This window comes from Streptomyces sp. NPDC033216 (assembly GCF_055577115.1).
This window is the reverse complement of sequence record NZ_JBVIQK010000004.1, coordinates 258,733-285,201: the sequence shown is the minus strand read 5'-3', so window position 1 is coordinate 285,201 and position 26,469 is coordinate 258,733. Positions and strand designations below refer to the sequence as shown.

The following is a 26,469-nucleotide window of genomic DNA, read 5'->3' as shown; positions in this document are numbered from 1 at the left end:
GACGAGTAATATTTCGTTCGGGAGCGCAGGCCGCCCCGATCGGGATCGGCCGCTTGTGGCGCCTATGCTGCCTGAAAGAAGGCAGCCAGAACTGACGATGCAGTAGGAGAGCCGGCGTGAGCTTGAGGATCGTTGTCACTGTGAAGTACGTGCCCGACGCCACTGGCGACCGGCACTTCGCCGATGACCTGACCGTCGACCGGGACGACGTGGACGGTCTGCTCTCCGAGCTCGACGAGTACGCGGTCGAGCAGGCGCTGCAGATCTCCGAGAACTCCGACGACGACGTGGAGATCACCGTCCTGACGGTGGGCCCCGAGGACGCCAAGGACGCGCTCCGCAAGGCCCTGTCCATGGGCGCCGACAAGGCGATCCACGTCGAGGACGACGACCTGCACGGCACCGACGCGATCGGTACCTCCCTGGTGCTGGCCAAGGCGATCGAGAAGGCGGGTTACGACCTGGTCATCTCCGGCATGGCCTCCACCGACGGCACCATGGGCGTCGTCCCGGCCCTGGTGGCCGAGCGCCTGGGCGTCCCGCAGGTCACCCTGCTGTCCGAGATCTCCGTGGAGGACGGCACCGTCAAGGGCCGCCGTGACGGCGACACCGCCTCGGAGCAGCTGGAGGCGTCCCTGCCGGCCGTCGTGTCGGTCACCGACCAGTCCGGCGAGGCCCGCTACCCCTCCTTCAAGGGCATCATGGCCGCCAAGAAGAAGCCGGTGGAGTCCTGGGACCTGTCCGACCTCGACATCGAGGCCGAGGAGGTCGGCCTGGACGGTGCCTGGACCAAGGTCGAGTCCGCGAACGCGCGTCCGGCCCGTACCGCCGGCACGATCGTCAAGGACGAGGGCGAGGGCGGCAAGCAGCTCGCCGAGTTCCTCGCGGGCCAGAAGTTCATCTGAGCCCCCACTCGCTGACCGCCCCTCTAGTTTCGTACGCAGGAGAGCAATCCCATGGCTGAAGTCCTCGTCTACGTCGACCACGTGGACGGCGCTGTCCGCAAGCCCACCCTGGAGCTGCTGACCCTGGCCCGCCGTATCGGCGAGCCGGTCGCCGTGGCCCTCGGCAGCGGCGCCGCCGACACCGCCTCCGTCCTCGCCGAGCACGGCGCGGTCAAAATCCTCACGCACGAGGCGTCCGAGTACGCCGACTACCTGGTCGTGCCCAAGGTGGACGCGCTCCAGGCCGCCGTCGAGGCCGTCTCCCCGGCCGCGGTCCTGGTGTCGTCCTCCGCGGAGGGCAAGGAGATCGCCGCCCGTCTGGCGCTGCGCACCGGCTCCGGCATCATCACCGACGCGGTCGACGTCGAGGCCGGCGACGACGGTCCGGTGGCCACCCAGTCGGTGTTCGCCGCGTCCTTCACGACCAAGTCCCGTGCCGTCAAGGGCACCCCCGTCATCACGGTGAAGCCCAACAGCGCCGCCGTCGAGGCCGCTCCGGCCGCCGGCGCGGTCGAGGCCCTCGCGGTGACCTTCTCCGCCCAGGCGACCGGCACCAAGGTCACCGCCCGCACCCCCCGTGAGTCGACCGGCCGCCCGGAGCTGACCGAGGCCGCGATCGTCGTCTCCGGCGGCCGTGGCGTCAACGGCGCGGAGAACTTCGCGATCATCGAGGCGCTCGCGGACTCCCTCGGCGCGGCCGTCGGCGCCTCGCGCGCCGCGGTGGACGCCGGCTGGTACCCGCACACCAACCAGGTGGGCCAGACCGGCAAGTCCGTCTCGCCGCAGCTCTACATCGCCAACGGCATCTCCGGCGCGATCCAGCACCGCGCCGGTATGCAGACCTCGAAGACGATCGTGGCCGTCAACAAGGACGCCGAGGCCCCGATCTTCGACCTGGTCGACTACGGGGTCGTGGGCGACCTGTTCGACGTCGTCCCGCAGCTCACCGAGGAGATCAAGACCCGCAAGGGCTGATCTCCCGAGCGCCGCTGTACGAGGCCCCCGTGACCGGATCGGTCACGGGGGCCTCGGCTCATCCCAGGGACACCGAGGCGCACACGGGCAGGTGGTCGCTCGGGTACTGGCCGTCCATGGAGAAGGTGTCCACCCATGCCCGGTGGACCGTGACCCCCGGCGTCGCCAGGATCCAGTCGATGCGGTCCCCGTCAGGCTGCGGCCCCCGGTACGCGTGGAACGTTCCGTACGCCGGGCCGCGCCGCTCCGCCGCGTCCCAGGTGTCGACGAGGCCGCCGTCCAGCAGCGTGTCGTGGATCGTGCCGTGGTGCGCGGCGGCGTTGAAGTCGCCCGTGACCAGCAGCGGCAGGCCGGGATCGAACGCGGCCAGCCGTTCGGCGATCATGGCGGCGGCGCGTTCGCGGGCGTACTGGCCGGCGTTGTCGAGATGGGTGTTGAAGAGGCAGAACTGCCGTCCCGCCGCCTGGAGATCGCGGAAGCGGACCCAGGTGACCATTCGGGGATGGGCCCCGCCCCAGGTGTTGGAACCGCGCACCTGGGGGGTGTCGGAGAGCCAGAAGTGGGCGTGGTCGACCGGGGCGAGCCGCCGGGTGTCGTAGAAGACGGCCATCGACTCGTCGTCGCCACCGCCCCGTCCGGTGCCGATCCAGTCGTAGTGGGGCCCCAGATCGGTCTCGATGTCACGCAGTTGGGGCGGCTCGCCCTCCTGGGTGCCCATGACGTGCGGCGCCGCCGCGCGGAGCAGGGCGCCCATCGCCGGACGGCGGGCCGGCCAACTGTGGGGTTCCTTCGCGCTGGGGAAGCGGAGGTTGAAGGTCATGACCTCCAGGGGCGGGAGGGCGGCGGCCCGTCGCGGCGACTCCTCGCCGGCCGAGGGGACCCGGACGGCCGAAGAGGCCCGCAGCGCGCCGATCAGGGGGACGCCGACGGCGGCGGCCGTGACGGTCCTCAGCCCCGTACGCCGCGTGAGTCCTCCGTTCTCCGCCAAGTGGCCTCCCTCTGCCGGTCAGGATGAGTGTACGAACCGACGGACGGAAGAGGGCCCGCGGCGGATCGGGGGAGGTGGCCAGGGCGTGGACGGGTGTTGACCCGCGAAGGCCCCACGGTTAGCTTCGTTCAACGGATTGTTGATTCCGTACAGCGGAAACAGAAGGGTGCGGGAATGGGTCAGGGTCAGCAGGAGAGGGTGCCGACGAGCCTCGCGGGCGCCGTCAGTGAGGAGATCAGCGCCTCCCTCGCCCCGGTCGACGCCGAACTCGAACGCCGCTACCCGGGCGACCCCGGCACCCGCCAGCCCGTCCACACCGTCTACGTCCCCGGCGACGCCTTCGCCGCCGGCACCCTCCGCTCCTGGGGCGACCGGGCCCTCGCCACGCTCGACGAACACGCGCCCGACGCAGCGTCGTTCGCGGGTGTCCTCGGCCTGGCGGACGAACTCGCCGAGCCCGTGTACAGGCGTGTGCGCGCCAAGCTGGAGCGCGAGCCGATCGAGGACCTGCGAGTGGACTTCGAGGACGGCTACGGCCCCCGCCCGGACGCCGAGGAGGACGAGGCGGCCGCCCGCGCGGCCCGGTTGATCGCCGAGGCGTACGCCAAGGGCAGGGCGGCCCCCTACATGGGTATCCGCATGAAGTGCATGGAGGCCGCCGTCCGTGACCGGGGCATCCGCACCCTGGACGTCTTCCTCACCGGCCTGGTGGACGCCGGCGGCCTGCCCGACGGGCTGGTGCTGACCCTGCCGAAGGTGACCTACCCGGAACAGGTCACCGCCATGGTCCGGCTCCTGGAGGCCTTCGAGAAGGCACGTGGGCTCCTCCCCGGCCGGCTCGGCTTCGAGATCCAGATCGAGACCAGCCAGGCCATCCTCGCCGCCGACGGCACCGCCACCGTCGCCCGCATGATCCAGGCCGCCGAGGGCCGTGCCACCGGCCTGCACTACGGCACCTTCGACTACAGCGCCTGCCTCGGCGTCTCCGCCGCCCACCAGGCCGGCGACCACCCGGCCGCCGACCACGCCAAGGCCGTCATGCAGGTCGCCGCCGCCGGCACCGGCGTGCGCGTCTGCGACGGCTCCACCAACGTCCTGCCGGTCGGCCCCACCCACCAGGTCCACGACGCCTGGCGCCTGCACTACGGCCTCACCCGGCGCGCCCTCGCCCGCGCCTACTACCAGGGCTGGGACATGCATCCCGGCCACCTCCCGACCCGCTACGCGGCCGTCTTCGCCTTCTACCGCGAGGGGTTCGCGCAGGCCGCCGAGCGCCTCTCCCGGTACGCCGGCCGGACCGGCGGCGACGTGATGGACGAGCCGGCGACCGCCAAGGCCCTCAGCGGCCATCTCCTCCGTGGCCTGGACTGCGGTGCCCTCGACGCGGCCGAGGTGACCGGTGCGACCGGGCTGACACGGGCCGCCCTGGAAAGCTTCGCGGCACCGCGCCGGGGCGGTCCGAAGGCCGCCGCGCAGTAGCCGCGGAAACGGCGGGACCGGCCGGGGGCGGCGTGCCCCGGCCGGCCGCGGTACTCAGTTCCCGCCGATCCTGTTACCGCTCGGGAAAGGTGTACGGGGTGGTGATGATCTCCATCCCGTGCCCCGCCGGATCCGTGAAGTACAGGCCCCGCCCGCCGTGATGGTGGTTGATCTCACCCGACCGCTTTCCGTGCGGGTCGGCGAAGTACGTGATCCCGGCTTCCCGGATCCGCGTGAACGCGGCGTCGAACTCCTCGTCGGAGACGAGGAACGCGTAGTGCTGCGTGGTGATGGATTCCGCGGGGACGCTGGTGCCACGAGCCCCGTGGTCGGAGCCGGATTCCGGCTCCGACCCGGACGGGGCCAGTGGCGGCGAAGTCCAGGGTGACGCCGTTGCTGGTGTCGACCGGAATGAACGGGCCCCATGCGGCCCCGACCTCGAGTCCCAGGATGTGGGCGAGGAATTCGGCGGACTCCCGGTTGTCGCGGGAGGGCACGATCGTGTGGTTCAGCTCGACAGACATGTGTGGAATGCCTCCGTGAGGCAACCTCACGGGCACCTCCATGCCTCACCCAGCCGGTGACCGACACGCGATGCCGTGTGATGATCCTAACGGACGCGGAGGTGCTCCAGCCCGGAACGCGTGGTCATCCTCTCCGTCGCGAACCATCGCGTGCCGCGCTCGCACAGCCGCGCGTCGGCCCTGGCGCGGGCGCAGAAGTCCTCCGGTGTCACGCCGAACATCCGCCGCAACTCGGTGGATCCCAGCAGCAGTTCGGTGATCAGTGCCCGCTGTCCGGGATGGCTGCGCGGGACCCCGTCGCCGGTGTGCAGGACCCCGTGACGGTTGACGTAGATGAACACGCCGGAGAGGGCGCCGCCGCCGCCCGGTTCGATGCGCACCGACGGCTCGGGCAGCCGGACCCGGTCGAAGTTGGGCTCGGTCGCGTCGACGACGGCGAGCTGCTCGGCGTCCAGCCAGATGACGAACAACTCCCGTGTGAGGCCGGGCGCGTGGACCGGGGACGCGGAGATGTACCCCAGGACGCTCACATGGGCCGACACCCCCACGTCGATGCCCGTGACCCGGCTCCGGACCATCGGGATCGGCGAGGTGATCGCGAACTCGGCCATCTTGTGCCGCAGTTGGCCGGGACAGGCGTTGGAACCGACGGCCAGGACGGGTGTCCGGTCCGGGAACGTCAGGCGGTCCAGCGGCAGCAGCCGGTTCCCGTCGAGCAGTCCCGACTCCACCGGCCACACGCCGGGGTACGTCAGCGGGTGGTCGCGCGGAGCGTCGGCCAGGCCCAGCTCCTCCAGGGTGCGGGGCTCCCCGTGTCCGTCCATGCCCGGCTCAGTCCGCCGGGGGCAGCTCGCCCGAGCCACGGGTGATGAGACGGGTGGGCAGTTCGATCCGCTCGGGGGCGACCAGGGTGCCGTCCAGCTGCCGGAACAGACGGTCGGCCGCGGTACGGCCGATGGCGGCGGCGTCCTGCGCGACCACTGTCACACCCGGCTGGAGCAGGTCGGCCAGCTCGAGGTCGTCGAAGGCCACGAGGGCCACCGGGCGGCGCTGCTCGGCGAGCACCCGGATGACGGTGACGGTCACCCGGTTGTTGCCCGAGAAGACCGCGGTGACCGGCGCCGGCCCGGACAGCATCTCCTCGGCCGCCCGGCGCACCCGTCCGGGATCGGTGGCGCCCAGGGACATCCAGGCCTCCTCGACGGTTATGCCCGCGTCCGCCATGGCCGTCCGGTAGCCCCGCAACCGCTCGGCCGCCGTGTGGATGCGCGGCATGTCCCCGATGAAGCCGATCCTGCGGTGCCCGTGCGCGACGAGGTGGGCGACGCCCTCGCGGGCCCCGCCGAAGTTGTCCGACAGGACACAGTCGGCGTCGATCAACCCCGCGGGCCGGTCGACGAAGACCGTCGCCACACCCGCCTTGATCTCCGGTTCCAGGTAACGGTGGTCGTCACCGGCCGGGATGACCACCAGCCCGTCCACCCGGCGCGCGCACAGCGCGAGCGCCAGCTCCTGTTCCCGGTCGGGGTCCTCGGCGCTGGAGCCGTTGATGAGCAGCGCGCCGTGCGCCCGCGCCACCTCCTCGACGGCTCGGCTGAGGGGGCCGTAGAACGGGTCGGCGAGGTCTTCGAGGACCAGGCCGATGCTGGCGGTGGTGCCCTTGCGAAGGACCCGCGCGCTGTCGTTGCGGCGGAAGCCGAGCGACTCGATGGCCTCCTGGACGCGCCGCTCCGTCTCCGGCGTGACCCCCGGCTCGCCGTTCACCACGCGCGAAACGGTCTTCAGCCCGACCCCGGCGCGGGCCGCCACGTCCTTCATGGTGGGACGATTGCCGTAGCGGTTTCCGGAGATGCCGACTGCGCGGCGGGGCGTCTCGGGCACGGGCGGGTCCTGTCCTGTTGTCCGCGGTGACGCGTGCGGTGCGGGCGTCACCGCGGAGGCGGTTGAGGAGGCGCGATGAGCATAGGCCCTGGACAACGTTGTCAGATGCGGGAGAGACTGTCCACCGCTATCCCGGCCCACGTCCCCACCGCTGGACCGGCCAGCCCTTTTCCGATGGTTGACGGGGAGAACCGAGACTGATGCAGACCGACCTCGTGGCAGCGCTGGACATCGGCGGCACCAAGATCGCCGGCGCGCTGGTGGACGGCGCCGGCGCGATCCTGGTCCGCGCCCAGCGGCCCACGCCCGCCCAGCAGGACGGCGACACCGTGATGCGGGCCGTCGAGAAGGTGCTCGGGGACCTGGTGGCCTCGCCGCTGTGGGAGGGCGCCCGCGCCCTCGGCATCGGCAGCGCCGGCCCGGTGGACGCCTCCGCCGGCACCGTGAGCCCGGTCAACGTGCCCGGCTGGCGCGACTACCCGCTGGTCGAGCGGGTACGGGCCGCCACCGGGAACCTCCCCGTCGAGCTGATCGGCGACGGGGTGGCGATCACCGCCGCCGAACACTGGCAGGGCGCCGCCCGCGGCCACGACAACGCCCTGTGCATGGTGGTCTCCACCGGCGTCGGCGGCGGTCTCGTGCTGGGCGGCCGGCTGCACCCCGGCCCCACCGGCAACGCCGGGCACATCGGCCACATCAGCGTCGAGCTCGACGGCGACCTGTGTCCCTGCGGTGCGCGCGGCTGCGTGGAACGCATCGCAAGCGGGCCGAACATCGCCCGGCGCGCCCTGGAGAACGGCTGGCGGCCCGGCCCGGACGGCGACACCTCCGCCGCCGCAGTGGCCGCCGCGGCCCGTGCGGGCGACCCGGTCGCCGTGGCCTCGTTCGAGCGCGCCGCGCAGGCGCTGGCCGCCGGGATCGCCGCTGCCGCGACCCTCGTCGAGATCGACATCGCGGTGATCGGCGGCGGCGTCGGCAAGGCCGGGGACGTCCTCTTCACGCCCCTGCGGCGGTCCCTCGCCGACTACGCCACCCTGTCCTTCGTGCGGCGGCTGACCGTGGTGCCCGCACAGATGGGAACGGACGCCGGGCTGGTGGGCGCGGCGGCCGCGGCCCTGGCGAGCGGGCCGGAGATGACGGCGGCGGGGGTCTGAAGGGGCTCTGGGCGGACGGCCCGGAGGAACGTTCCCTCACCGGGACACCCGGTCCGCTCCGGAGCATTTCGCGGCCGGCGCGTGACCTGACGGGGGCGTCGCAGTTGATCCGGGCATGAAGAAGCGCAGCATGCTGGCCATCGCCTCCCTCGCCACCGGTTTCGTCGTCGCGGCGATCACCCCCTCGCACGGCCTCGGCGGTGAGGAAATCGACGGACGGAACGTGGGGGACGCCCTCGGCACCCTCGACCACACGATCGCCGTCGACGCCCCGGCCGTCGCCGACGAGGCCCCGGGCCGCACCGACTGACGGATTCACACGCTTGCCGTGGCGCCGGTCCCCAGCCTCCGGGGGTCGGCGCCACGGCGTTCCCGCGCCCTCAACGGGAGGCGGTTTCCGTGGCAGGGTGGAGCGGGCAAGCCACAGGGCCGGCAGAAGAGGGGGAAACGTGACCGTCGTCTGGATCAACGGCGCGTTCGGTGCGGGAAAGACGACGACCGCACGGGAACTGATCGACCTGATCCCGAACAGCACGCTCTTCGACCCCGAGATCGTCGGGGCGGCGCTCCCGCGCCTGCTGCCGCCCAAACGCCTCGCCGAGGTCGGCGACTTCCAGGACCTGCCGATCTGGCGCCGGCTCGTGATCGACACCGCGGCCGCGCTGCTCGGGGAGCTGGGAGGCACCCTCGTGGTCCCCATGACCCTGCTCCGCCAGGAGTACCGCGACGAGATCTTCGGTGGCCTCGCCGCCCGCAGGATCGCCGTCCGGCATGTGCTGCTGGCCCCGGCGGAAACGATCCTGCGCGAGCGAATAGCCGGGCGGGACCTCCCGACCGGCCTCCCCGACGCCGACCTTCGGGTACGGCAGTGGTCGTACGACCACATCGAGCCGTACCGCGCGGCCCTCGCCGGCTGGCTCGCCGCGGACGCCCACCCCGTCGACTCCAGCGCCCTCACCCCCCACGAGACCGCCGTGCGCATCGCGGATGCCGTCGGCAGCGGGTCGGTCGCCGCCTGTGACATCGTGCAGACCCCCGAACCGACCGCCGAGACGCTGGCCGCCGGGGTGCTGCTCTTCGACGAGCGGGACCGGGTGCTGCTCGTCGACCCGACCTACAAGCCCGGCTGGGAGTTCCCCGGCGGTGTCGTCGAACCGGGCGAGGCACCCGCGCGCGCGGGCATGCGCGAGGTCGAGGAGGAGACCGGAGTCCGGCTGGACGACGTGCCCCGGCTGCTGGTCGTCGACTGGGAGCGGCCGATGCCCCCCGGACACGGCGGGCTGCGGCTGCTCTTCGACGGCGGCCGGCTCGACCCGGCGGCGGCCGAGGGGCTGCTGCTGCCCGGCCCCGAACTGCGCGGCTGGCGCTTCGTCACCGAGGAGGAGGCCGCCGACCTGCTGCCCCCGGTCCGCTACGAGCGGCTGCGCTGGGCCCTGCGGGCGCGGGAGCGGGGCGCGGCGCTCTACTTGGAGGCCGGGGTTCCCCTGGGGTGATCCTCACCCGGCCGTGGCGTGACGCAGTGCCCGGCGCCACCGGCCGGCCCTCCATGTCGACGCGGAGCACCTCCCCGCCCACTCCGGTGCCGAGGGCTGTACCGGCGGCCACGAGAACCGCCAGTTCGTGGTCGCTCAGCCTGCCGAGGGCGGTGGCGAGGGTGTGGTGGACGGTGAGGCGCGGGGGAGGGAAGTGGTTGCCAGCCTCAGGGCGCCGGGCGGTGACCGTCCGCCGCTTCGCGCAGAACGTCCGCGGCTCGCTCGGTCACCGGGTCGCCGTGACCGAAGCAGGCCACGTCCGTGTCGAGCGAGGCGAGCCGGTGGAGAGCGGCGACGGTCAGGGACCGGTCCAGGTTGAACACGCCGGGCATCACCGTTCCGTCGACGGGCGAGGCGGCGACCGTGTCGCCCGTGAACAGCACGCCGGGTCGCGGCAGATGGAGGGCGATGCTGCCGTCGGTGTGACCGGGCACGTGGAGCACGTGCGCTCCGCCGCCGAAGGCGAGAACGTCGCCGTCGGTCAACTCCGTGATCGCCGCAGGCGGTTCGACCTCGCGCACGGGCAGGTGTCGGAGAGCCGCGGCGTGCAGCGGGCGCTCCCACTCCGCCAGCACCGGTGGGGGAGCCGGGACGTGGTGGCGGAGCACCGCCGCGTCCGCGGTGTGTGCCAGCACCTCCGCCCCGGTCAGGGCGGCCAGTTCGGCCGCCCCGCCCGCGTGGTCCTCGTGGAAGTGGGTGAGCACCACACGGCGCACCGCCGCCGGATCGTGCCCGAGGGCGGTGACGGCGTCGGCGATCGCGCGGCCTGAGCCGGGCGGTCCGGCGTCGACGAGCGTCAACTCGTCGGCGTCGCGCCAGAGATAGGCCTGGCCGACCGGGAAGCGCAGCAGGTGCAGACGGGGGAGGAGCGCGACGACGTCCATGGGACGACCGTAGGCAGGCCCCGCCCGGTGGGCGCGGCCCTCTGCCGAGAGCAGAGCGCGCGGCTCAGCTCGCCGCGTACGTACGCAGGAACAGGGCCTCCGCCACCGACAGGCGCTCCAGCTCCTCCGGGGACACGCTCTCGTTGACCGCGTGGATCTGGGCTTCCGGCTCGCTCAGCCCGATGAGGAGGATTTCCGCGTTCGGGTAGAGCGCCGCGAGGGTGTTGCACAGCGGGATGGAGCCGCCCTGGCCGGCGTACTGCATCTCCTGGCCGGGATAGGCCACCGCCATCGCCTCGGCCATCGCCGCGTACGCCGGGCTCGTGGTGTCGGCGCTGAACGGCTGGCCCTGACCGATCTGCTCGGTCCGCACCCGCGCCCCCCACGGCGTGTGCGCCTCCAAATGGGCCTGGAGCAGCTTCGTCGCCTCGGCCGCGTCCACGCCCGGCGGCACCCGCAGGCTGATCAGCGCTCGCGCGCTCGACTGCACCGAGGGGGTGGCGCCGACGACCGGCGGGCAGTCGATGCCCAGCACGGTGACCGCGGGGCGGGCCCAGATCCGGTCGGCGACCGTGCCGGAACCGATCAGTCCGACGCCGTCGAGGACCTTGGCGTCCTTGCGGAACTGCTCCTCGTCGTACTGAAGTCCCTCCCACGCCGGGCCGTCGGTCAGGCCGTCCACGGTCGTCGAACCGTCCTCCGCGCGCAGCGAGTCCAGTACGCGGATCAGCGCGCCCAGCGCGTCGGGGGCGGCGCCGCCGAACTGGCCGGAGTGCAGGTTGCCCGCGAGGGTGTCGATGCGCACCCGCATCATGGTCATGCCGCGCAGCGTGGAGGTGACGGTGGGCAGACCCACCCGGAAGTTGCCCGCGTCGCCGATCACGACGGTGTCGGCGGCGAGCAGCTCCGGGTGCTCCTCGGCGTACCGCTCCAGGCCGCCCGTGCCCTGCTCCTCCGAGCCCTCGACGATCACCTTCACATGGACCGGCACCCCGCCGTTCGCCTTGAGGGCGCGCAGGGCCAGCAGGTGCATGATGAAGCCGCCCTTGCAGTCGGCGGTGCCCCGCCCGTACCAGCGGCCGTCGCGCTCGGTCAGCTCGAAGGGCGGGGTGGCCCAGCCGGCCTCGTCCAGGGGCGGCTGCACGTCGTAGTGCGCATACAGCAGAACCGTTTTCGCGCCTTCCGGTCCCGGCAGGAAGCCGTACACCGACTGTGTGCCGTCCGGGGTGTCGAGGAGGGCCACGTCCTGGAAGCCCTCGGCGCGCAGGGCGGCGACGATCCAGTTCGCCGCGGCCTCGCTCTCGGCGCGCGGGAACTGGTCGAAGTCCGCCACCGACTTGAAGGCCACCAGTTCGGTGAGCTCCGCCTTCGCCCTGGGCATCAGCGAGGCGACGGTCTCGGCGACCGGATTCGACGACATGGGCACGCTCCTTGTGGGTGCGACGTTGTACCGATGGGTGTCGCCGATCCTCCCACAGCCGGCCGTGGCGATCTCGGTCGTAGGATGCGGGGGACAGGTGCGGCAGGCGGCTTGATCGGGAGCAGTAGACCATCGTGAGCAGCGAGAACTCTTCGGCGGACGACGTGCAGCAGGTATGGGACGTCGTCGTGGTGGGCGCGGGACCCGCGGGGGCTTCGGCCGCCTACGCGGCGGCGGTCGCGGGGCGGCGCGTGCTGTTGCTCGAGAAGGCGGAGCTCCCCCGCTACAAGACGTGTGGCGGCGGCATCATCGGCCCCTCCCGTGACGCCCTCCCACCGGGTTTCGAGCTGCCCCTCCAGGACCGGGTGCACGCGGTGACGTTCTCCAACAACGGACGCTTCACCCGCACCCGCCGTTCCCGGCAGATGCTGTTCGGGCTGATCAACCGGCCCGAGTTCGACCACCAGCTCGTCGAGCACGCCCAGAAGGCCGGCGCCGAGCTGCGCACCGGCGTCACGGTCACTCGGGTCGAGCAGCACGGCTCGGCCGTGCCCGACCGGCGCACGGTCGCGGTCGTCCTCCAGGGTGGCGAGGCGGTGCTGGCCAGGGCGGTCGTCGGTGCCGACGGCAGCGCGAGCCGCATCGGGGCACACGTCGGCGTCAAGCTCGACCAGGTGGATCTCGGCCTGGAGGCGGAGATCCCGGTGCCCGAGACGGTCGCCGAGGACTGGAAGGGCCGGGTCCTCATCGACTGGGGCCCCATGCCGGGCAGTTACGGCTGGGTGTTCCCCAAGGGCGACACGCTGACGGTCGGGGTGATCTCCGCGCGCGGGGAGGGTGCCGCCACCAAGCGCTATCTCGAGGACTTCGTCGGCCGGCTCGGCCTCGCCGGCTTCGAGCCGAGCATCTCCTCCGGCCACCTGACCCGCTGCCGCGCCGACGACTCGCCGCTCTCGCGCGGCCGCGTGCTGGTGTGCGGGGACGCGGCGGGGCTGCTGGAGCCGTGGACCCGTGAGGGGATCTCCTTCGCCCTGCGTTCGGGCCGCCTCGCCGGCGAATGGGCGGTCCGCATCGCGGAGGCGCACGACGCGGTGGACGCCCGTCGCCAGGCCCTCAACTACGCCTTCGCGATCAAGGCGGGCCTCGGTGTGGAGATGAGCGTGGGCAAGCGGATGCTGGCCCTCTTCGAGCGGCGTCCGGGTCTCTTCCACGCGGCCCTCACCGGCGTGCGTCCGGCCTGGCGGGCCTTCGCGGACATCACCCGCGGCCGCACGACTCTCGGCGAACTCGTGCGTTCGCATCCGCTCGCCCAGCGCGCCCTGAACGCGATCGACCGGAGGCAGGCGGCCGCGGACCCGAGCGGGGCCGACGAGGCCGCTTCCTGAGGCGCCGTCCGGCGGCGGGGCGAGCGGCGGTGCCCGTTGCCGCGCCGTCTCGCCTCATGGTGACCGGCCCCGGCCGGTCACCGGCTGCGGGAGAGCGGCCGCGCCGTCTCGGCCCATGGTGACCGGGCCCGGCGGGTCACCGGCTGCGGGCGAGCGTGATCGGTCGCGGCCCGGGCCCAGCTGTACGGGCTGGTGCGCTTCGCGGTGTTCGGCCACTTCGACCGTGTCGTCGAGGACCGCGAGACGTTCTTCCGCCATGCGGCGACGGGCCTGGCGAGGGGCGTGGGGCTGGTCTGGGGCGGGTTCGGCCACCGGCCGGGACCGGGACCCCGTGCCCCTTGCCGTCGTACTTCAGGGGGAGTACGCGCGATCACCTCGTCCGGCTGACGTCCGTCCTGGCCGGGGGCGTCTAGCGTGGCGGACATGGACGAGCGGCGGGTGCGCGAGCGTGGCGGGCCGGTGCGGTGGTGGCGGGACGGGCCGCCGTGGCCGGGACACCGCGAGGGCGGGGAACCGGGCAGCCGGTGGCCCTGGCGGTCCACGGTCCTGCTCACCGCGCTCGTGCTCATCGGCTCGAACTTCGCCGCCCACGGGCGACAGGGGGAGCGCGCGGCGCTCGATCCGTTCGCGCGCGTGCTGCTGGTCGTGGCCGCGGCCCTGCTGCTGTGGCGGCACCGGCATCCCGTGTCCGTCGTGTTCGGCACGGCCGCCCTGACCGCCGTCTACCTGGGGGCCGGCTATCCCTACGGGCCGGTCCTGCTGACCGTCGCCACGGGCTGCTTCGCAGCCGTCGTCGCGGGGCACCGGCGGGCCGCCTGGACGGCCCTGGGCGTGCTGTGGGCCGTCCATCTGCTGGTCGCGCACTGGCTGTACCGATGGCTGCCGCCGTCCGGGGACGGGTCCGCCTCCTTCGCCCAGGAGATCGTCGTCGCCACCTGGGTCGTGGTCATCGTCGCCGTCTCGGAGCTGGCCCGGACCCGGCGCGAGCAGTGGGCCCGGGAGCGGGCCGAGCGGGCCCAGGCCGTCCGCCGGCGGGCCGACGAGGAGCGGCTGCGCATCGCCCGCGAGCTTCACGACGTCCTCGCCCACAGCCTCTCCGTCATCAACGTGCAGGCGGGCGTGGGCCTCGCGCTCCTCGACTCCGACCCGGAGCAGGCGCGCGCCGCGCTCACCGCGATCAAGTCGGCCAGCAAGGAGGCGCTCGGCGACGTGCGCCAGGTGCTCGACACCCTGCGCAGCCCCGGCGACGCCCCGCGCGCCCCGGCGCCCGGCCTGGACAGGCTGCCCGAACTGGTGGAACAGGCGGCGCGCGCGGGCCTCACCGTCGAGGTCACGGAAGCGGTGCCCCGGCTGCCGCCCGGCACGGACCTCGCCGCCTTCCGCATCGTCCAGGAGGCCCTCACCAACGTCGTACGGCACTCGGGTTCCCGCCACGCGCGCGTCCATCTCGATCAGGCGGACGGGACGCTGCGGCTGAGGATCGACGACGACGGCCCGGTGGCAGGCACGGCCGCGGGTGGCAGCGGCAACGGCCTGGCCGGAATGCGGGAGCGGGCCGCCGCGCTGGGTGGCACGATCGAGGCGGGCCCGAGGGACGAAGGCGGCTTCCGGGTGCTCGCCGTCCTGCCGTCGGCGTCCGGGCGTGAGCGATGAACCGCCCGCTGCCGTCCCCCGCCCACACCGAGGAGGTCCGGTGATCCGGGTCCTGCTGGCCGACGACCAGTCACTGGTACGGGCCGGGTTCCGCGCGCTGCTCGACGCCCAGCCGGACATCGAGGTGGCCGGGGAGGCCGCCGACGGCGAGGAGGCGGTGCGGCTCGTGCGCGAGCTGCGGCCGGACGTCGTCCTGATGGACATCCGCATGCCGCGCCTGGACGGACTGGCCGCGACCCGCCGGGTCACCGGCGACCCGGCGCTCGACGACGTCAAGGTGGTCATGCTCACCACCTTCGAACTCGACGAGTACGTCTTCGAGGCGATCCGCTCCGGCGCCTCCGGTTTCCTCGTCAAGGACACCGAGCCGGAAGAACTCCTGCGTGCCGTACGAGCGGTGGAGGCGGGGGACGCCCTGCTGTCGCCCGGTGTGACGCGACGGCTCATCGCCGAGTTCGCCGCCCGTTCCAAGGTACCCGCGGCCGCCTCCGGACTGGCCAGGCTCACCGAGCGGGAACGGGAGGTGATGGCGCTCGTCGGGATCGGTCTGACCAACGACGAGATCGCCCGCCGTCTGGTGGTCAGCCCGCTCACCGCCAAGACCCACGTCAGTCGCGCGATGGTGAAGCTGGGTGCCCGCGACCGGGCTCAACTGGTGGTACTGGCCTACGAGTCGGGGCTGGTCCGGCCGGGCTGGCTGGGCTGAGGGCCGGGGCGCCCGGCCTCGCCGTCGGTGCGGCCGGACGCGGCGCGGACGCGGCCGGCGGCGCCATCGGCGGGTCCCGCCGCGGCGTCGGTGTGGCCGGGACCGCCCTGCTCACGGAACCGGAGGAGCACGCTCACCACTCGGACCGCGAACACCACGGGCGCGACCGCGAGCCCCACCCGCAGGAGCACCTTCTCGACGCTGTCCGGGAGCTCGAACAGCAGCGCCGGTCCGGCGACCATGCCGAACAGCGCAGCTGCCGCGAAGGCCGCGCCGAACAGGGCGTATCCGATCTCGACGGTGATCGCGTCCCGTTCCGCCTGAGTACGGCGTCCCCCGTGGCCGGACATACCGGCAAGTCTCGCAGGGGGCGCCCGGCCGGGCAACCGCCCCCGCCGGGCGCCCTCGTGAAGGCGTCCCCCTCAGGGGTGTCTGACAACTGCCGTCGCGTGCGCGACGCCTGGCACGGCACGTCGCCGCGTTGTCGGATCACCCGAGTACGTCCGGTACGCGGACGATCCTCCGTCTTGCGACGCACCGCACCGGACGCCGCGCACTGATCCGACGCGCAGGGTCAGACACGCCCTGAGGCGGGAACACGTCCTAGTCGCGGACGGGAACCCGTTCCCCGGTCGCCTCCGCCACGGTGGATCTGGCCACCACGACCGAGCCGCGGGCGCGGCGGGTGCGCAGGCCGGGCAGGGTGATCAGCAGGCCGAGGGCGGCGACGGCCGTCACCACCATCAGACCGGGGCGGTAACTGTCCAGCACGGCCTGCGGGGTGGGGTCGGCCGGGGCGCCCGCGGTCACCACGGCCGTGACCACGGCCAGGAAGATCGCGCCACCCACCTGGACCGACGTGTTCAGCAGGCCGGAGACCATGCCCTGCTCGTGATCCGCCACGCCGTTCGTGGCCTGGATGTTGAGCGAGGGGAAGACCAGCGCGCACGCGGCGCCGATCAGCAGCATGCTGGGCAGGATGACCGCCGCGTAGACCGGGTCGAGATCGACGCGCAGGAACAGGGCGTAGCCGACGACCATGAGGGCGAAGCCGGTCACGATCAGCCGCGGTGTACCGAACCGGTCCACGACCGAGCCGACCTTCGTCGAGGACAGCGCCACCAGCGCACCCGCCGGCAGGAAGGCCAGTGCCGTGTGCAGCGCCGACCAGCCCAGCAGGGTCTGCATGTACAGCGTCGCCAGGAACTGGAAACCCACGTAGGAGCCGAAGAAGGCCATCGCCCCGAGCTGGGCGCGGATCTGGCTGCCCGAGCGCAGCACGCCGAGCCGGATCAGCGGACCGGGCGAGCGCCGTTCGACCACGACGAAGACGGTCAGCAGGACGGCGACGGCCAGGAAGGACGCCAGCGTGCGGACCGAGGTCCAGCCGGCCTCGGGTGCCTGCACGACGGTGAAGACCAGCAGCAGCATCGAGGCGGTGCCCAGGACGGCGCCGGGGACGTCGTACCCGTTGTGGCCCTTTTCGCGTTCGCTGCGCGGCAGCAGCTTCATGCCGACGGCCAGGGCGATCAGTGCTATCGGCGCGGGCAGCAGCATGGTGAGGCGCCAACTGGCCTCGGTGAGCAGGCCGGAGAGGACCAGGCCCATGGAGAAGCCGGTCGCGGCGCAGGTGGTGTAGATGGAGAGCGCGCGGTTGCGCAGCGGGCCCTCCGGGAACGTGGTGGTGATGATCGACAGGCCCGCCGGGGCGGTGAAGGCCGCGCTCAGGCCCTTGACGAACCGGCTGGCGATCAGCAGCGGACCCGAGTCGACCATGCCGCCGAGCAGCGAGGCGAGGGCGAAGACGCCGAGGGCGACGAGGAAGACCTGGCGGCGGCCGAGCAGGTCGGCGGTGCGGCCGCCCAGGAGCAGCAGGCCGCCGTAGCCCAGGATGTAGCCGCTGACGATCCATTGCAGGGCCGAGGTGGTCAGCCCGAGGTCGGAACCGATGGACGGCAGGGCGACGCCGACCATCGACACGTCCAGCGCGTCCAGGAACATCGCGGCGCAGAGCACCAGCAGGGTGCCCCACAGCCGGGGGGTCCAGTGAACTCCTGAGGACGGGTTCGCCGGGGAGGGGAGCGGAGAGGTCATGCCGGAGAGATTACATGTGCCTGCATCCAATGCAAGTGCATTTAATTCGCGTGCAATAAATTTCGTTCTCTGCTACGGTGCCGCCGTGGCGGCGGACAAGGTGGAACAGGCGCTCGTGCGACAGTGGCGGGAGATGCTCGCGCTGCACGCCCGCACGCAGTGCGAACTCGACCGCGCACTGAACGGACATGGCCTGTGCGGCAGCGACTTCGAGGTGCTCGACGTCCTCGCCGGAACCGCCCCGGCCGGTGCCTGCGACTTCCGCGTCCAGGAGATCGCCGAGCGGGTCCATCTGAGCCAGAGCGCGCTGTCACGGCTGATCGCCCGGCTGGAGAAGGACGGTCTCGTCGGGCGCGCGATGTGCCCCGAGGACCGCCGGGGAGTCCGGGTGGCTCTCACCGAGGAGGGGCGCGCGTTGCACGGCCGGCTGCTCCCCGTGCGACGCGCGGTGCTCACACGCATGCTGACGGACCGACCGCGGTCAGTTCCACGTCACGGCCGATCTCTCCCGCCACAGCCGCGCCAGTGAGGCGTCTCCGCTGACGGTCGGGTACGGCAACCGGTTCCACAGCGACAGATAGAGCAGCGCCGCGGGTCCGGCCACCTCGCAGTGCGCGTCCTTCTCGCCGCCGCGCTCCGTCACGGGCGGCTCCGCGGACAGGTGTACGGTCCACACCGCGTCGTCCGCGTCCGTCGCCCGCACCCGCAGGACACGGGGATCCTCGGTGCGCACCTTGCTCTGGGGGCGGGCGTGGAAGGCGCGCAGCAGCTCGTCGATGCCGTCGGCCGCGAAACCGGGGGGAAGCGCGGCGGCGACCTCCTCGGGTGCCGTGCCGCGCGCCGACTCCGCGTCCACGCGGTGCACGGCCGTCTCGTGCGCCTGTCGTCTGGCCCAGAACCGCAGCGGCGAGGGCGCGGGCAGGAAGTGCCAGCACTCCACGTGCGTCGGCGCGGCGGCGAGGGTGTCGACCAGTCGCCGGTGGCCCGTGCGGAACCAGTCCAGCAACTCGCCGCCGTCGAGGTCCGGGAGGCCGTCCCCGGGGTGCGGCGCGGTGCGGCCCTCGGCGACGAACGACGTCGCCCACCGGTGCACCATGCCGGTGTGCCGCAGCAGGTCGCGAACCTGCCAATCGGGGCAGGTCGGGACCTTGGCGTCGGGCCCCGTCTCGCCCGCCGCGGCGGCCAGGGACCGGCCCTCCTGATCGAGTATGCGGATGAACTCGGCTGTCTCCATGCGGGTGAGTCTGCCCGATGGAGTGCGGTCGAGGGGACGGGTGGTGGGGGGGGGGGGCGGGGCACCGGTGCGGGCAGGTGCCGGGGCGGGAGGGCACCGGCACGGCCGTGTCCGCGAGGACGGAACGCGAGCGCCGGCTGGACCGGGCGCGTCTCGGTGACTCGGCGCCGTCGCCCCTCAGTCGTCCTCCGCCCGCCGCATGATGAACCCGATCAGGGCCGCGATCGCCGCCAGTGCGGCCACGCTGGTGAGGGCCGTGGGGAGGGAGAACCAGTCGGCCATGAAGCCGATGGCGGGTGGGCCGAGGAGCATGCCGCCGTAGCCGAGGGTGGAGGCGACGGCCACGCCGTTGGGGCCGGCCAGGGTGCCGGCGCGTTCGACCGCCACCGGGAAGAGGTTGGCCAGGCCGAGTCCGGCGACGGTGTAGCCGACGAGTGCCGTCCAGGGGGCCGGGGCGAGGGAGCCGAGCAGCATGCCGACGGCCGCGACCGTGCCGCCGGCGACCACCGTGCGGGTGCGGCCCAGCCGTTCCAGAAGGGTTGTGCCGGTGAGCCGGCCGACGGTCATCGCGAGGGCGAAGCAGGAGTACCCGGCGGCGGCGAGGCCGGGGGAGGTGCCGAGGTCCTGCTGGAGGTGCAGGGCGCCCCAGTCGGCGAGAGCTCCTTCGCCGTAGGCCGTGCACAGGGCGATCAGGCCGAAGACGAGGACCAGGCGGCGGGTGCGGGCGGTGGGGCGGGCCGGTTCCGACGGCCGTCTCTGATCGCCGGGGCGCGGGACCGCACCGGCGGGTGCCTGGCGCAGCAGTGCGGGTCCCGCCAGTGCCGTCACGAGCAGGCCGACGAGGCCGAGGCCCAGGAGATGGCGGGTGGGGGAGACGGAGCCCGCGACCAGCCCGCCGAGCCCAGCCCCGATCATGCCGCCCAGGCTGAACGCCGCGTGGAACGTGGGCATGATCGGCCTGCGCAGGGCCGCGACCAGGTCGACGGCGGCGCTGTTGAAGGCGACGTTGATTCCGCCGTAGGCCGCGCCGAAGAGGAGCAGCACGGCGCCCAGCGCGGCCGTGGAACGGGTCAGCGGGGGCAGGGTGACGCTGAGGGAGAGCAGTACCGCGCAGACCACGGTGACCGGATGGGTGCCGTACCGACGGCAGAGGCGGCCGGTGATCAGCATCGTCACCACGGCCCCCGCGGAGACGCCGAGGAGGGCGAGGCCCAGGCCGCTGGCCGAGGCGCCGGTCTGTTCCTTGATGGCGGGGATGCGCACGACCCAGCCGGCGAAGACGAAGCCGTCGAGGGCGAAGAAGACGGTGAGGACGAGTCGGAGCCGGCGGAGGGAGTGGCCCTGCGCGGCAGTGTGCGAACGGGATTTGTTTAGTAACGGCACAAAGTTAGGCTAAGTGGAGCGCCGCACCCGGACAAGGTAGTTGAAGTGCGCATGCGCACGTACCGTTGCGCCGCTCCCTGGCGGGACGGTGCACCGGGGATTCACGGTTCACGGTGCAGGGCGTCGGAAGATGCCCTGACCCGTATCCGGGAGCCCCAGCGGGTCGGCGCGGTCACACCGCGAGGACCCGGATCCCCGCCTCCTCGAACCGCCGTACGGTCTCCGCGTCGGCCGCCGCGTCCGTGACCAGCGTGTCCACCGCGTCGACCGCGCAGATCCGGGCGAACGCGCGACGGCCCAGCTTGCCGGAATCGGCCGCGACGACGACCCGTACCGCGCGCTCGCACAGCAGCCGGTTGACCCCCGCCTCGGCCTCGTCGTGCGCGGCGGCGCCGTGCGTCACGTCGAAGGCGACCACGCCGAGCACCGCCACATCCAGCGTGATCTGCCCCAGTATCCCGTCCGCCAGGGGTCCCACCAGCTCGTAGGACTGCGCCCGCGCCACCCCGCCCGTCACCACGATCTTGAACTGGGGCCGCACCGCCAACTCGGCGGCGATGTTCAGTGCGTTCGTGACCACGGTCAACGCCGGGGACCCCTTGGCCAGATCGCCGCGCTCGGCCAGCGCGCGGGCCACCTCGGTGGTCGTCGTGCCGCCGGTCAGCCCCACCGCCTCGCCGGGGGCCACCAGTTCCGCCACCGCCCGCGCGATGCGCTGCTTCTGCGAGGCCCGGCGCGCGGTCCTGTACCGCAACGGCAGCTCGTACGACACTCCGTGCACGACCGCGCCGCCCCGCGTGCGCACCAGCATCTGCTGCTCGGCGAGCTGGTCGAGATCCCGGCGGACCGTGGCCGCCGACACCCCCAGCTCGGCGGCCGTCTCCTCGACGTCCAGCCGGCCGCGCTCCACGAGCAGGTCCAGCAGCGTCTTCCACCGGGCGTCGCGGGACATGGAGACTCCGTTCGCATGCTTGAAGTTGTTCGAAAGGTACCTCTATCTTGCAGGAAACATCACCATCGGGAGGGGTGGGACACATGACCCACGTCGAGGAGGAGCTGACCGGGCAGCCCGAGTGCTGGACCCGCGCCGCAACCGAAGTCACCCGGTTTCACCAGCACCTGCCGATCGCCGGCGAGCGTGTGGCGTTCGTCGGATGCGGCACCTCCTACTTCATGGCCAAGTCCGCCGCCACGCTGCGCGAGGGCGCGGACCACGGGGAGACCGACGCCCACGCCGCCTCCGAGTTCCCCCACCACCGCACCTACGACCGGGTCGTCGCCCTCACCCGCTCCGGCACCACCACCGAGGTCGTCGACCTGCTCACCCGGCTGCGCGGACGTGTCCGCACCACCGTGATCACCGCCGACCCCGACACACCCGTCATGACCGCCGCCGACCACACGGTGGCCCTCCACTACGCCGACGAACGCTCGGTCGTGCAGACCCGGTTCGCCACCACCGCGCTCACTCTGCTCCGTGCCCACCTGGGCCTGCACACCGAGGCGGTCGTCGCCGACGCCCGCACCGCCCTGGCCGAGCCGCTGCCCGAAGGACTCGTGGAGTGCGCCCAGTTCACCTTCCTGGGCCGCGGCTGGACCGTCGGGCTGGCCGACGAGGCCGCCCTGAAGATGCGTGAGGCGGCCCTGGCCTGGAGCGAGGCGTACCCCGCGATGGAGTACCGCCACGGCCCCATCAGCGTCACCACCGAATCCACCGCGACCTGGATGTTCGGCCCGGCGCCCGCCGGGCTGGCCGAACAGGTTCGCGCCACCGGCGCGTCGTGGGTCCAGGGCACACTGGACCCCCTCGCCGAACTCGTGCGCGCCCAGCGCCTCGCCGTGGCCGTCGCCCAGGCCCGAGGCCTCGACCCGGACCGGCCGCGCCACCTCACCCGGTCGGTGATCCTCGCCCCCTGAAGGGCCCCTCGAGTGCCCCCGACGCGCCGCCCCCACGGACGAGGAGACCCCGTGCCCCTCACCACCACCGGTGACCTGGTCACCCGGGCCCGCGCGGCCCGCACCGCCGTCGCCGCCTTCAACATCATCACCCTCGAACACATCGAGGCCGTCATCACCGGCGCCGAGCGCGCCGGCGTGCCGGTCGTCCTCCAGGTCAGCGAGAACGCCGTCAGGTTCCGTCAAGGGCGCCTCCGCCCGCTCGCCCACGCGGCCGTGGCGGCAGCCGAACGGGCCGCCGTACCGGTCGCGTTGCACCTCGACCACGTACGGACCGACGCCCTGCTCCGGGAGGCGGCGGACGCCGGCTTCAGCTCCGTGATGTACGACGCCTCCCACCTCCGCTACGACGACAACCTCGCCGCCACCCGTGCCGCCGCCGACCGGGCACACGCCCAGGGTCTGTGGATCGAGGCGGAGTTGGGCGAGATCGGCGGCAAGGACGGCAGGCCCCCGCTCGGCGCCCACGCGCCCGGAGCCCGCACCGATCCCGCCGAGGCCCGTGCCTTCGTGGCGGACGCGCAGGTGGACGCCCTGGCCGTCGCCGTCGGCAGCGTGCACGCGATGACCACACGCACCGCCACCCTCGACCACGGACTCCTCCGACGGCTGCGGGCCCTGGTGGACGTGCCGCTCGTCCTGCACGGTTCCTCCGGCGTGCCCGACGACGAGCTGAGGGCGGCCGTCGCGGGCGGCATCACGAAGGTCAACATCGGCACCGCCCTCAACCAGGCCATGACCGGCGCCATCCGGGACTACCTCGCCACGCATCCCGACGCGGTCGACGCACGCGGCTACCTGGCCGTCGGACGGGAGGCGATGGCGTGCGCCGTCGAGCGGCTCAGCAGCCGGCTCATCCCCGCTTGACGGCCTTCAGCACCACGAACTTCGGGTCACCGGCGACCAGTCGACTGTTGCCGAACAGGCGCCGCAGCTTCACGTGGTACCCGAGGTGCCGGTTGCCCACCACCCACAGTTCGCCGCCCGGCCGCAGCACGCGCCGCGCCCCGGTGAACATCCGCCAGGCCGTGGCGTCCGTCGTGGCCTGGTGGGAGTGGAAGGGCGGGTTGTTCAGCACCAAGTCCACGCTGTCGGCCGCCACCCCCGTGAGCCCGTCCCCGACGCGGAACTCCCCGTGTCCCGGCACCCCGTTGGCCCGGTACGTCGCCTCCGCCGAGGCCACCGCCTGGAACGACTCGTCCGTGAACAGCACCTCGGCCTGCGGGTTGGCCAACGCCACCGCGGTGCCCACCACGCCGTTGCCGCAGCCCAGGTCGACGACCCGCTGGACGCCCCGCGTCGACGGCAGATGCCCGAGGAGGAACCGGGTGCCGACGTCGAGCCGGTCGGCACAGAAGACCCCCGCGTGGTTGACGACCGGGCGCCCGGACAGCGGACCGACGTCACCGGGGAGGTCGTAGCCGTAAGGCCACGGGTTGGCGGGACGTTCCAGCGCGGGGTCGGGAGCGCAGAAGACCAGCCGGGCCTTCTGCCGGGCGAGGGAGGTGCGGGTGGGGCCGAGGATCCGCTCGAACAACCGAAGGGTCGAGGTGTGGATCTCCTTGACCATGCCGGTGCCGACCACGACCGTCCCCGCGTGCATCGAGGGCGCCAGCCGCAGCAACTGGTCCTCCAACAGGGCGAGACTCTTCGGCACCCGCACCAGCAGCACGTCGATGCGGTCGGGCGGCGGGTCCTGGGTGGTCAGCAGACGGACGGAGCCGGGCTCGACGCCGTTGCGGGCGAGGTTCGCCCGAGTCGCCTCCTGCCCCAGCCAGGAGTCGGTGATCTGCGTCGGCCGGTGCGTGGCCAGTGCCGTCACCAGCGCGCCCCAGCGGTCACCGAGCACGACGACCGCGCCGGACAGCGGGACGTCCTGCTCGGCGAGGTGGCGGAGCAGATACGCGTCGGATGCGTCCCAGGCGCGCAGCCTGTCACGCGGGTCCTCGGGGTGGCGGGCCAGGGTGACCTCGCCCCACGGCGTCGTCATACGGTCGTTCATCGTGGGTCAAGGCTAGCCCAGCCGCAGCTCAGACCAGGTGGGGCAGGATGGTGCCATGGACACCGAGCTGTTTCCCCGGGAACGCGCGGAGGTCGCGCCGGGCGCCGTGCACCTGCCGGACTGGCTGCACATGACCGCTCAACGGGAGCTGCTGGCGGCCTGCCGGGACTGGGCGCGCCCACCCGCCGGGCTGCGTACCGTCCGCACGCCGGGCGGCGGCACCATGACCGCCCGCCAGGTCTGCCTCGGCCGGCACTGGTATCCGTACGGCTACGCCCGCACGGTCGTCGACGGCGACGGCGCCCCGGTGAAGCCCTTCCCGGCCTGGCTGGGCGACCTGGGCCGGCGGGCGGTGACCGACGCGCTCGGCCCGGGGGCGGCCCGGCAGGCGGCGTACGACATCGCGCTGATCAACTTCTACGACGGCGACGCGCGCATGGGCATGCACCGCGACGCCGACGAGCGGTCGGACGCGCCCGTGGTGTCCCTCAGCCTGGGCGACACCTGCGTGTTCCGCTTCGGCAACACCGAGACCCGTACCCGCCCCTACACCGACGTCGAGCTGCGCGGCGGCGACCTGTTCGTGTTCGGAGGGCCCTCCCGGCTCGCCTACCACGGTGTGCCGCGGGTGTGCCCCGGGACGGCCCCGGCCGGACTGGGGCTGACCGGCAGGCTGAACGTGACTCTGCGGGTCAGCGGCTTCCCGGACGCCACCTGACGCCCTCGGCTCCGGCCGGGCCGATCCGAGGGGGACACCCTGCCGGATCATGGGAGACTCGCCCTCATGAGCGGCAAGGCGGACCCCCGGCCGGCGGGGGCAGGGACCACCTCGAGAACGCGGTTGGACCGGGGGCGCGGTGCGCTCGGTCCCGCGTTGGAGCTGGTGCACACCGGGCGGGCGCCGACCCGTGCGGTGCTCACCGCGGAACTCGGCGTCACCCGTGCCACGGCCGGGGCGGTCGCCGCGGAACTGGAGGCGCTGGGGCTGATCCGGGTCGACGCGCGGCCCGGCGCCGCCGCCGGTTCACAGGGCCGGCCCTCCCACCGCCTCGAAGTCGACGCGGACGGCCCCGTCGTGCTGGCCGCCCAGGTGCACGCCGACGGCTTCCGTGCCGCACTGGTCGGCCTCGGAGGGCGGATCGTCGCCACGACCCCCAGCTGCGAGACCGTCGACGCCGACCCGGCCAAGGTGCTGGGCGCCGCCGTGGAGGCCGGAGCCGACCTGCTGCACCGGACCGGCCGACGCTGCGTGGGCGCCGGACTCGCCGTCCCGTCCGCGGTGACCGCGCCCGAAGGCCTGGCGCTGAACCCGCTGCATCTCGCCTGGCCGGTGGGGGCGCCGGTACGGGAGATCTTCGCCGAGCGGGTCCGCGCGGCCGGCGTCGAGGGCCCGGCGTTCGCCGCCAACGACGTCAACGCCGCCGCCCTCGCCGAACACCGGCACGGCGCCGGACGCGGCGCGCGCCACCTGCTGTGCGTGGCCACCGGGCACCGCGGGGTCGGGGGCGCGCTGGTCCTCGACGGGCGCCTGCACACGGGCAGTTCCGGCCTCGCCCTCGAAGTCGGGCACCTCACCGTCAACCCCGAGGGCCGCCCCTGCCACTGCGGCAGCCGCGGCTGTCTCGACGTCGAGGCCGACCCGCTGGCCCTGCTCACCACCGCCGGCCGCGAGCCGGGCCCCGAGGGCTCCCTGCTCCAGCAGGCCAACGAACTGATCCGCGAGGAGCACGCCGACCCGGTCGTCCGCACGGCCGCTGAGGCCCTGATCGACCGCCTCGGCCTGGGGCTGGCCGGCCTGGTGAACCTCCTCAACCCCGACCGGATCATCCTCGGCGGCCTGCACCGCACCCTCCTGGACACCGATCCCGACCGGCTCCGCGCGGTCGTCGCCGACCGCAGTCTGTGGGGCCGCAGCGGTGGCGTCCCCATCCTCGCCTGCTCCCTCGACCACAACAGCCTGGTCGGAGCGGCGGAGCTGGCCTGGCAGCCCGTACTGGACGATCCGCTGGGGGCGCTGAGCGCCAGGTAGTGGGGGAGTGACCGCCGTCGCGGCACGCGTCGCGACGAAGGCTTCCCAAGGGCGCCCGCCAGAGGGTGGTCGCTGCCCCGTGACCGGCGCGTCACGGGTGACATGCCGCACCTGGTGCGATCGGAGCCCGGTCAGAGGGGCGGGTGCGAAGGACCATGTCGGCCGCCGACCACGAGTGGCCCACGTCCGGGCCGTACCGGCTGTAGGTGCGGCCCCTGTTCCAGTGCCGCGCGCATCGGGTCGTCG

25 protein-coding genes and 2 pseudogenes are annotated in these 26,469 nt (G+C 73.2%); 15 read left to right on the top strand and 12 right to left on the bottom strand.

All coding sequences use genetic code 11. From position 1 onward, the window contains the following. Nucleotides 1–116: 116 nt before the first annotated feature. The gene (locus ACZ5Y0_RS10750) at nucleotides 117–905 is read left to right on the top strand and encodes an electron transfer flavoprotein subunit beta/FixA family protein (protein WP_467511157.1); all 789 of its coding nucleotides are present in this window, start codon (nucleotides 117–119) and stop codon (nucleotides 903–905) included. 51 nt (nucleotides 906–956) lie between these two features. Continuing rightward, entirely contained in the window at nucleotides 957–1,919 is a 963-nt protein-coding gene (locus ACZ5Y0_RS10745; RefSeq protein ID WP_469128281.1) for an electron transfer flavoprotein subunit alpha/FixB family protein, read from the top strand. A 58-nt stretch (nucleotides 1,920–1,977) separates the two neighbouring features. Here ACZ5Y0_RS10745 and ACZ5Y0_RS10740 read toward each other — a convergent pair whose 3' ends face one another. Further along, nucleotides 1,978–2,907 (bottom strand): endonuclease/exonuclease/phosphatase family protein, encoded by a 930-nt coding sequence (locus tag ACZ5Y0_RS10740; protein WP_469128280.1) that lies wholly within the window; start codon nucleotides 2,905–2,907, stop codon nucleotides 1,978–1,980. A gap of 174 nt (nucleotides 2,908–3,081) precedes the next feature. Here ACZ5Y0_RS10740 and ACZ5Y0_RS10735 point away from each other — a divergent pair, with 174 nt between their 5' ends. Then, on the top strand, nucleotides 3,082–4,386 hold the full coding sequence (locus ACZ5Y0_RS10735; RefSeq protein WP_469128279.1) for a DUF6986 family protein: 1,305 nt from the start codon (nucleotides 3,082–3,084) through the stop codon (nucleotides 4,384–4,386). Nucleotides 4,387–4,459: 73 nt separating this feature from the next. On the opposite strand, the pseudogene ACZ5Y0_RS10730 reads toward ACZ5Y0_RS10735, so the two are convergent. The 3 genes and pseudogenes from ACZ5Y0_RS10730 to ACZ5Y0_RS10720 all read right to left on the bottom strand — a co-directional run bounded on the left by ACZ5Y0_RS10730 (nucleotide 4,460) and on the right by ACZ5Y0_RS10720 (nucleotide 6,791). Further along, a pseudogene (locus tag ACZ5Y0_RS10730) lies at nucleotides 4,460–4,910 on the bottom strand (VOC family protein). An 86-nt stretch (nucleotides 4,911–4,996) separates the two neighbouring features. Then, a complete protein-coding gene (locus ACZ5Y0_RS10725) occupies nucleotides 4,997–5,734 on the bottom strand; it encodes a hypothetical protein (RefSeq protein ID WP_469128278.1) in 738 nt (245 codons plus the stop codon). A 7-nt stretch (nucleotides 5,735–5,741) separates the two neighbouring features. Next, on the bottom strand, nucleotides 5,742–6,791 hold the full coding sequence (locus ACZ5Y0_RS10720; RefSeq protein ID WP_469128277.1) for a LacI family DNA-binding transcriptional regulator: 1,050 nt from the start codon (nucleotides 6,789–6,791) through the stop codon (nucleotides 5,742–5,744). Nucleotides 6,792–6,991: 200 nt separating this feature from the next. Between ACZ5Y0_RS10720 and ACZ5Y0_RS10715 the strand changes: the two genes are divergently transcribed. The 3 genes from ACZ5Y0_RS10715 to ACZ5Y0_RS10705 all read left to right on the top strand — a co-directional run bounded on the left by ACZ5Y0_RS10715 (nucleotide 6,992) and on the right by ACZ5Y0_RS10705 (nucleotide 9,438). Next, nucleotides 6,992–7,945: an ROK family protein gene (locus ACZ5Y0_RS10715; protein WP_469128276.1), complete on the top strand. Its 954-nt coding sequence runs from the start codon at nucleotides 6,992–6,994 to the stop codon at nucleotides 7,943–7,945. Nucleotides 7,946–8,060: 115 nt separating this feature from the next. Continuing rightward, a complete protein-coding gene (locus ACZ5Y0_RS10710) occupies nucleotides 8,061–8,255 on the top strand; it encodes a hypothetical protein (RefSeq protein ID WP_469128275.1) in 195 nt (64 codons plus the stop codon). 139 nt (nucleotides 8,256–8,394) lie between these two features. Continuing rightward, nucleotides 8,395–9,438, top strand: coding sequence for an NUDIX hydrolase (locus tag ACZ5Y0_RS10705; protein WP_469128274.1), 1,044 nt, complete (start codon nucleotides 8,395–8,397; stop codon nucleotides 9,436–9,438). Nucleotides 9,439–9,644: 206 nt separating this feature from the next. On the opposite strand, the gene ACZ5Y0_RS10700 is transcribed toward ACZ5Y0_RS10705, so the two are convergent. After that, nucleotides 9,645–10,361 carry an MBL fold metallo-hydrolase gene (locus ACZ5Y0_RS10700; RefSeq protein WP_469128273.1) on the bottom strand — a complete coding sequence of 239 codons (717 nt, stop codon included), beginning with the start codon at nucleotides 10,359–10,361 and terminating at the stop codon, nucleotides 9,645–9,647. Nucleotides 10,362–10,425: 64 nt separating this feature from the next. Next, nucleotides 10,426–11,781 (bottom strand): M20/M25/M40 family metallo-hydrolase, encoded by a 1,356-nt coding sequence (locus ACZ5Y0_RS10695; protein WP_469128272.1) that lies wholly within the window; start codon nucleotides 11,779–11,781, stop codon nucleotides 10,426–10,428. A gap of 134 nt (nucleotides 11,782–11,915) precedes the next feature. Here ACZ5Y0_RS10695 and ACZ5Y0_RS10690 point away from each other — a divergent pair, with 134 nt between their 5' ends. The 4 genes and pseudogenes from ACZ5Y0_RS10690 (at nucleotide 11,916) to ACZ5Y0_RS10675 (ending at nucleotide 15,525) form a co-directional block, all read left to right on the top strand. Next, nucleotides 11,916–13,166: a geranylgeranyl reductase family protein gene (locus ACZ5Y0_RS10690; protein ID WP_469128271.1), complete on the top strand. Its 1,251-nt coding sequence runs from the start codon at nucleotides 11,916–11,918 to the stop codon at nucleotides 13,164–13,166. A 162-nt stretch (nucleotides 13,167–13,328) separates the two neighbouring features. Then, a pseudogene (locus ACZ5Y0_RS10685) lies at nucleotides 13,329–13,553 on the top strand (hypothetical protein); the annotation flags it as partial. Between the two features lie 36 nt (nucleotides 13,554–13,589). Next, nucleotides 13,590–14,819 (top strand): sensor histidine kinase, encoded by a 1,230-nt coding sequence (locus tag ACZ5Y0_RS10680; RefSeq protein WP_469128270.1) that lies wholly within the window; start codon nucleotides 13,590–13,592, stop codon nucleotides 14,817–14,819. 40 nt (nucleotides 14,820–14,859) lie between these two features. Continuing rightward, complete coding sequence (locus ACZ5Y0_RS10675; RefSeq protein WP_469128269.1) at nucleotides 14,860–15,525, top strand: response regulator; 666 nt, start codon at nucleotides 14,860–14,862, stop codon at nucleotides 15,523–15,525. On the opposite strand, the gene ACZ5Y0_RS10670 is transcribed toward ACZ5Y0_RS10675, so the two are convergent. Both ACZ5Y0_RS10670 and ACZ5Y0_RS10665 read right to left on the bottom strand, forming a co-directional pair. Further along, nucleotides 15,486–15,875 (bottom strand): DUF6332 family protein, encoded by a 390-nt coding sequence (locus tag ACZ5Y0_RS10670; protein WP_469128268.1) that lies wholly within the window; start codon nucleotides 15,873–15,875, stop codon nucleotides 15,486–15,488. The genes ACZ5Y0_RS10675 and ACZ5Y0_RS10670 overlap by 40 nt on opposite strands. Before the next feature lie 253 nt (nucleotides 15,876–16,128). After that, nucleotides 16,129–17,619 carry an MFS transporter gene (locus ACZ5Y0_RS10665; protein WP_469128267.1) on the bottom strand — a complete coding sequence of 497 codons (1,491 nt, stop codon included), beginning with the start codon at nucleotides 17,617–17,619 and terminating at the stop codon, nucleotides 16,129–16,131. An 85-nt stretch (nucleotides 17,620–17,704) separates the two neighbouring features. On the opposite strand from ACZ5Y0_RS10665, the gene ACZ5Y0_RS10660 reads away from it, so the two are divergent. Next, a complete protein-coding gene (locus ACZ5Y0_RS10660) occupies nucleotides 17,705–18,148 on the top strand; it encodes a MarR family winged helix-turn-helix transcriptional regulator (RefSeq protein WP_469128266.1) in 444 nt (147 codons plus the stop codon). Here ACZ5Y0_RS10660 and ACZ5Y0_RS10655 read toward each other — a convergent pair. The 3 genes from ACZ5Y0_RS10655 to ACZ5Y0_RS10645 form a co-directional block, all read right to left on the bottom strand. Then, entirely contained in the window at nucleotides 18,101–18,853 is a 753-nt protein-coding gene (locus ACZ5Y0_RS10655; RefSeq protein ID WP_469128265.1) for a maleylpyruvate isomerase family mycothiol-dependent enzyme, read from the bottom strand. The two genes, ACZ5Y0_RS10660 and ACZ5Y0_RS10655, sit on opposite strands and share 48 nt — an antisense overlap. A gap of 177 nt (nucleotides 18,854–19,030) precedes the next feature. Beyond that, nucleotides 19,031–20,236: an MFS transporter gene (locus ACZ5Y0_RS10650; RefSeq protein ID WP_469128264.1), complete on the bottom strand. Its 1,206-nt coding sequence runs from the start codon at nucleotides 20,234–20,236 to the stop codon at nucleotides 19,031–19,033. A gap of 172 nt (nucleotides 20,237–20,408) precedes the next feature. Beyond that, the gene (locus ACZ5Y0_RS10645) at nucleotides 20,409–21,188 is read right to left on the bottom strand and encodes a DeoR/GlpR family DNA-binding transcription regulator (protein ID WP_469128263.1); all 780 of its coding nucleotides are present in this window, start codon (nucleotides 21,186–21,188) and stop codon (nucleotides 20,409–20,411) included. 83 nt (nucleotides 21,189–21,271) lie between these two features. Between ACZ5Y0_RS10645 and ACZ5Y0_RS10640 the strand changes: the two genes are divergently transcribed. Together ACZ5Y0_RS10640 and ACZ5Y0_RS10635 are read left to right on the top strand one after the other, a co-directional pair. Beyond that, a complete protein-coding gene (locus ACZ5Y0_RS10640; RefSeq protein WP_469128262.1) occupies nucleotides 21,272–22,153 on the top strand; it encodes an SIS domain-containing protein in 882 nt (293 codons plus the stop codon). A gap of 51 nt (nucleotides 22,154–22,204) precedes the next feature. Continuing rightward, nucleotides 22,205–23,059, top strand: coding sequence for a class II fructose-bisphosphate aldolase (locus tag ACZ5Y0_RS10635; protein ID WP_469128261.1), 855 nt, complete (start codon nucleotides 22,205–22,207; stop codon nucleotides 23,057–23,059). On the opposite strand, the gene ACZ5Y0_RS10630 is transcribed toward ACZ5Y0_RS10635, so the two are convergent. Beyond that, a complete protein-coding gene (locus ACZ5Y0_RS10630) occupies nucleotides 23,046–24,182 on the bottom strand; it encodes a methyltransferase (protein ID WP_469128476.1) in 1,137 nt (378 codons plus the stop codon). The two genes, ACZ5Y0_RS10635 and ACZ5Y0_RS10630, sit on opposite strands and share 14 nt — an antisense overlap. Nucleotides 24,183–24,249: 67 nt before the next feature. Between ACZ5Y0_RS10630 and ACZ5Y0_RS10625 the strand changes: the two genes are divergently transcribed. Both ACZ5Y0_RS10625 and ACZ5Y0_RS10620 read left to right on the top strand, forming a co-directional pair. Continuing rightward, nucleotides 24,250–24,912: an alpha-ketoglutarate-dependent dioxygenase AlkB family protein gene (locus ACZ5Y0_RS10625; RefSeq protein ID WP_469128260.1), complete on the top strand. Its 663-nt coding sequence runs from the start codon at nucleotides 24,250–24,252 to the stop codon at nucleotides 24,910–24,912. A gap of 66 nt (nucleotides 24,913–24,978) precedes the next feature. Beyond that, the gene (locus tag ACZ5Y0_RS10620; RefSeq protein ID WP_469128259.1) at nucleotides 24,979–26,223 is read left to right on the top strand and encodes an ROK family protein; all 1,245 of its coding nucleotides are present in this window, start codon (nucleotides 24,979–24,981) and stop codon (nucleotides 26,221–26,223) included. The last annotated feature ends 246 nt before the right edge of the window (nucleotides 26,224–26,469 follow it).

Coding starts and splice junctions, on each gene's coding strand:
- ACZ5Y0_RS10710 (WP_469128275.1), top strand. CDS start 8,061: ATGAAGAAGCGCAGCATGCTGGCCATCGCCTCCCTCGCCACCGGTTTC.
- ACZ5Y0_RS10625 (WP_469128260.1), top strand. CDS start 24,250: ATGGACACCGAGCTGTTTCCCCGGGAACGCGCGGAGGTCGCGCCGGGC.
- ACZ5Y0_RS10640 (WP_469128262.1), top strand. CDS start 21,272: ATGACCCACGTCGAGGAGGAGCTGACCGGGCAGCCCGAGTGCTGGACC.
- ACZ5Y0_RS10725 (WP_469128278.1), bottom strand. CDS start 5,734: ATGGACGGACACGGGGAGCCCCGCACCCTGGAGGAGCTGGGCCTGGCC.
- ACZ5Y0_RS10695 (WP_469128272.1), bottom strand. CDS start 11,781: ATGTCGTCGAATCCGGTCGCCGAGACCGTCGCCTCGCTGATGCCCAGG.
- ACZ5Y0_RS10735 (WP_469128279.1), top strand. CDS start 3,082: ATGGGTCAGGGTCAGCAGGAGAGGGTGCCGACGAGCCTCGCGGGCGCC.
- ACZ5Y0_RS10620 (WP_469128259.1), top strand. CDS start 24,979: ATGAGCGGCAAGGCGGACCCCCGGCCGGCGGGGGCAGGGACCACCTCG.
- ACZ5Y0_RS10630 (WP_469128476.1), bottom strand. CDS start 24,182: ATGACGACGCCGTGGGGCGAGGTCACCCTGGCCCGCCACCCCGAGGAC.
- ACZ5Y0_RS10645 (WP_469128263.1), bottom strand. CDS start 21,188: ATGTCCCGCGACGCCCGGTGGAAGACGCTGCTGGACCTGCTCGTGGAG.
- ACZ5Y0_RS10680 (WP_469128270.1), top strand. CDS start 13,590: ATGGACGAGCGGCGGGTGCGCGAGCGTGGCGGGCCGGTGCGGTGGTGG.
- ACZ5Y0_RS10670 (WP_469128268.1), bottom strand. CDS start 15,875: ATGTCCGGCCACGGGGGACGCCGTACTCAGGCGGAACGGGACGCGATC.
- ACZ5Y0_RS10715 (WP_469128276.1), top strand. CDS start 6,992: ATGCAGACCGACCTCGTGGCAGCGCTGGACATCGGCGGCACCAAGATC.
- ACZ5Y0_RS10665 (WP_469128267.1), bottom strand. CDS start 17,619: ATGACCTCTCCGCTCCCCTCCCCGGCGAACCCGTCCTCAGGAGTTCAC.
- ACZ5Y0_RS10745 (WP_469128281.1), top strand. CDS start 957: ATGGCTGAAGTCCTCGTCTACGTCGACCACGTGGACGGCGCTGTCCGC.
- ACZ5Y0_RS10700 (WP_469128273.1), bottom strand. CDS start 10,361: ATGGACGTCGTCGCGCTCCTCCCCCGTCTGCACCTGCTGCGCTTCCCG.
- ACZ5Y0_RS10655 (WP_469128265.1), bottom strand. CDS start 18,853: ATGGAGACAGCCGAGTTCATCCGCATACTCGATCAGGAGGGCCGGTCC.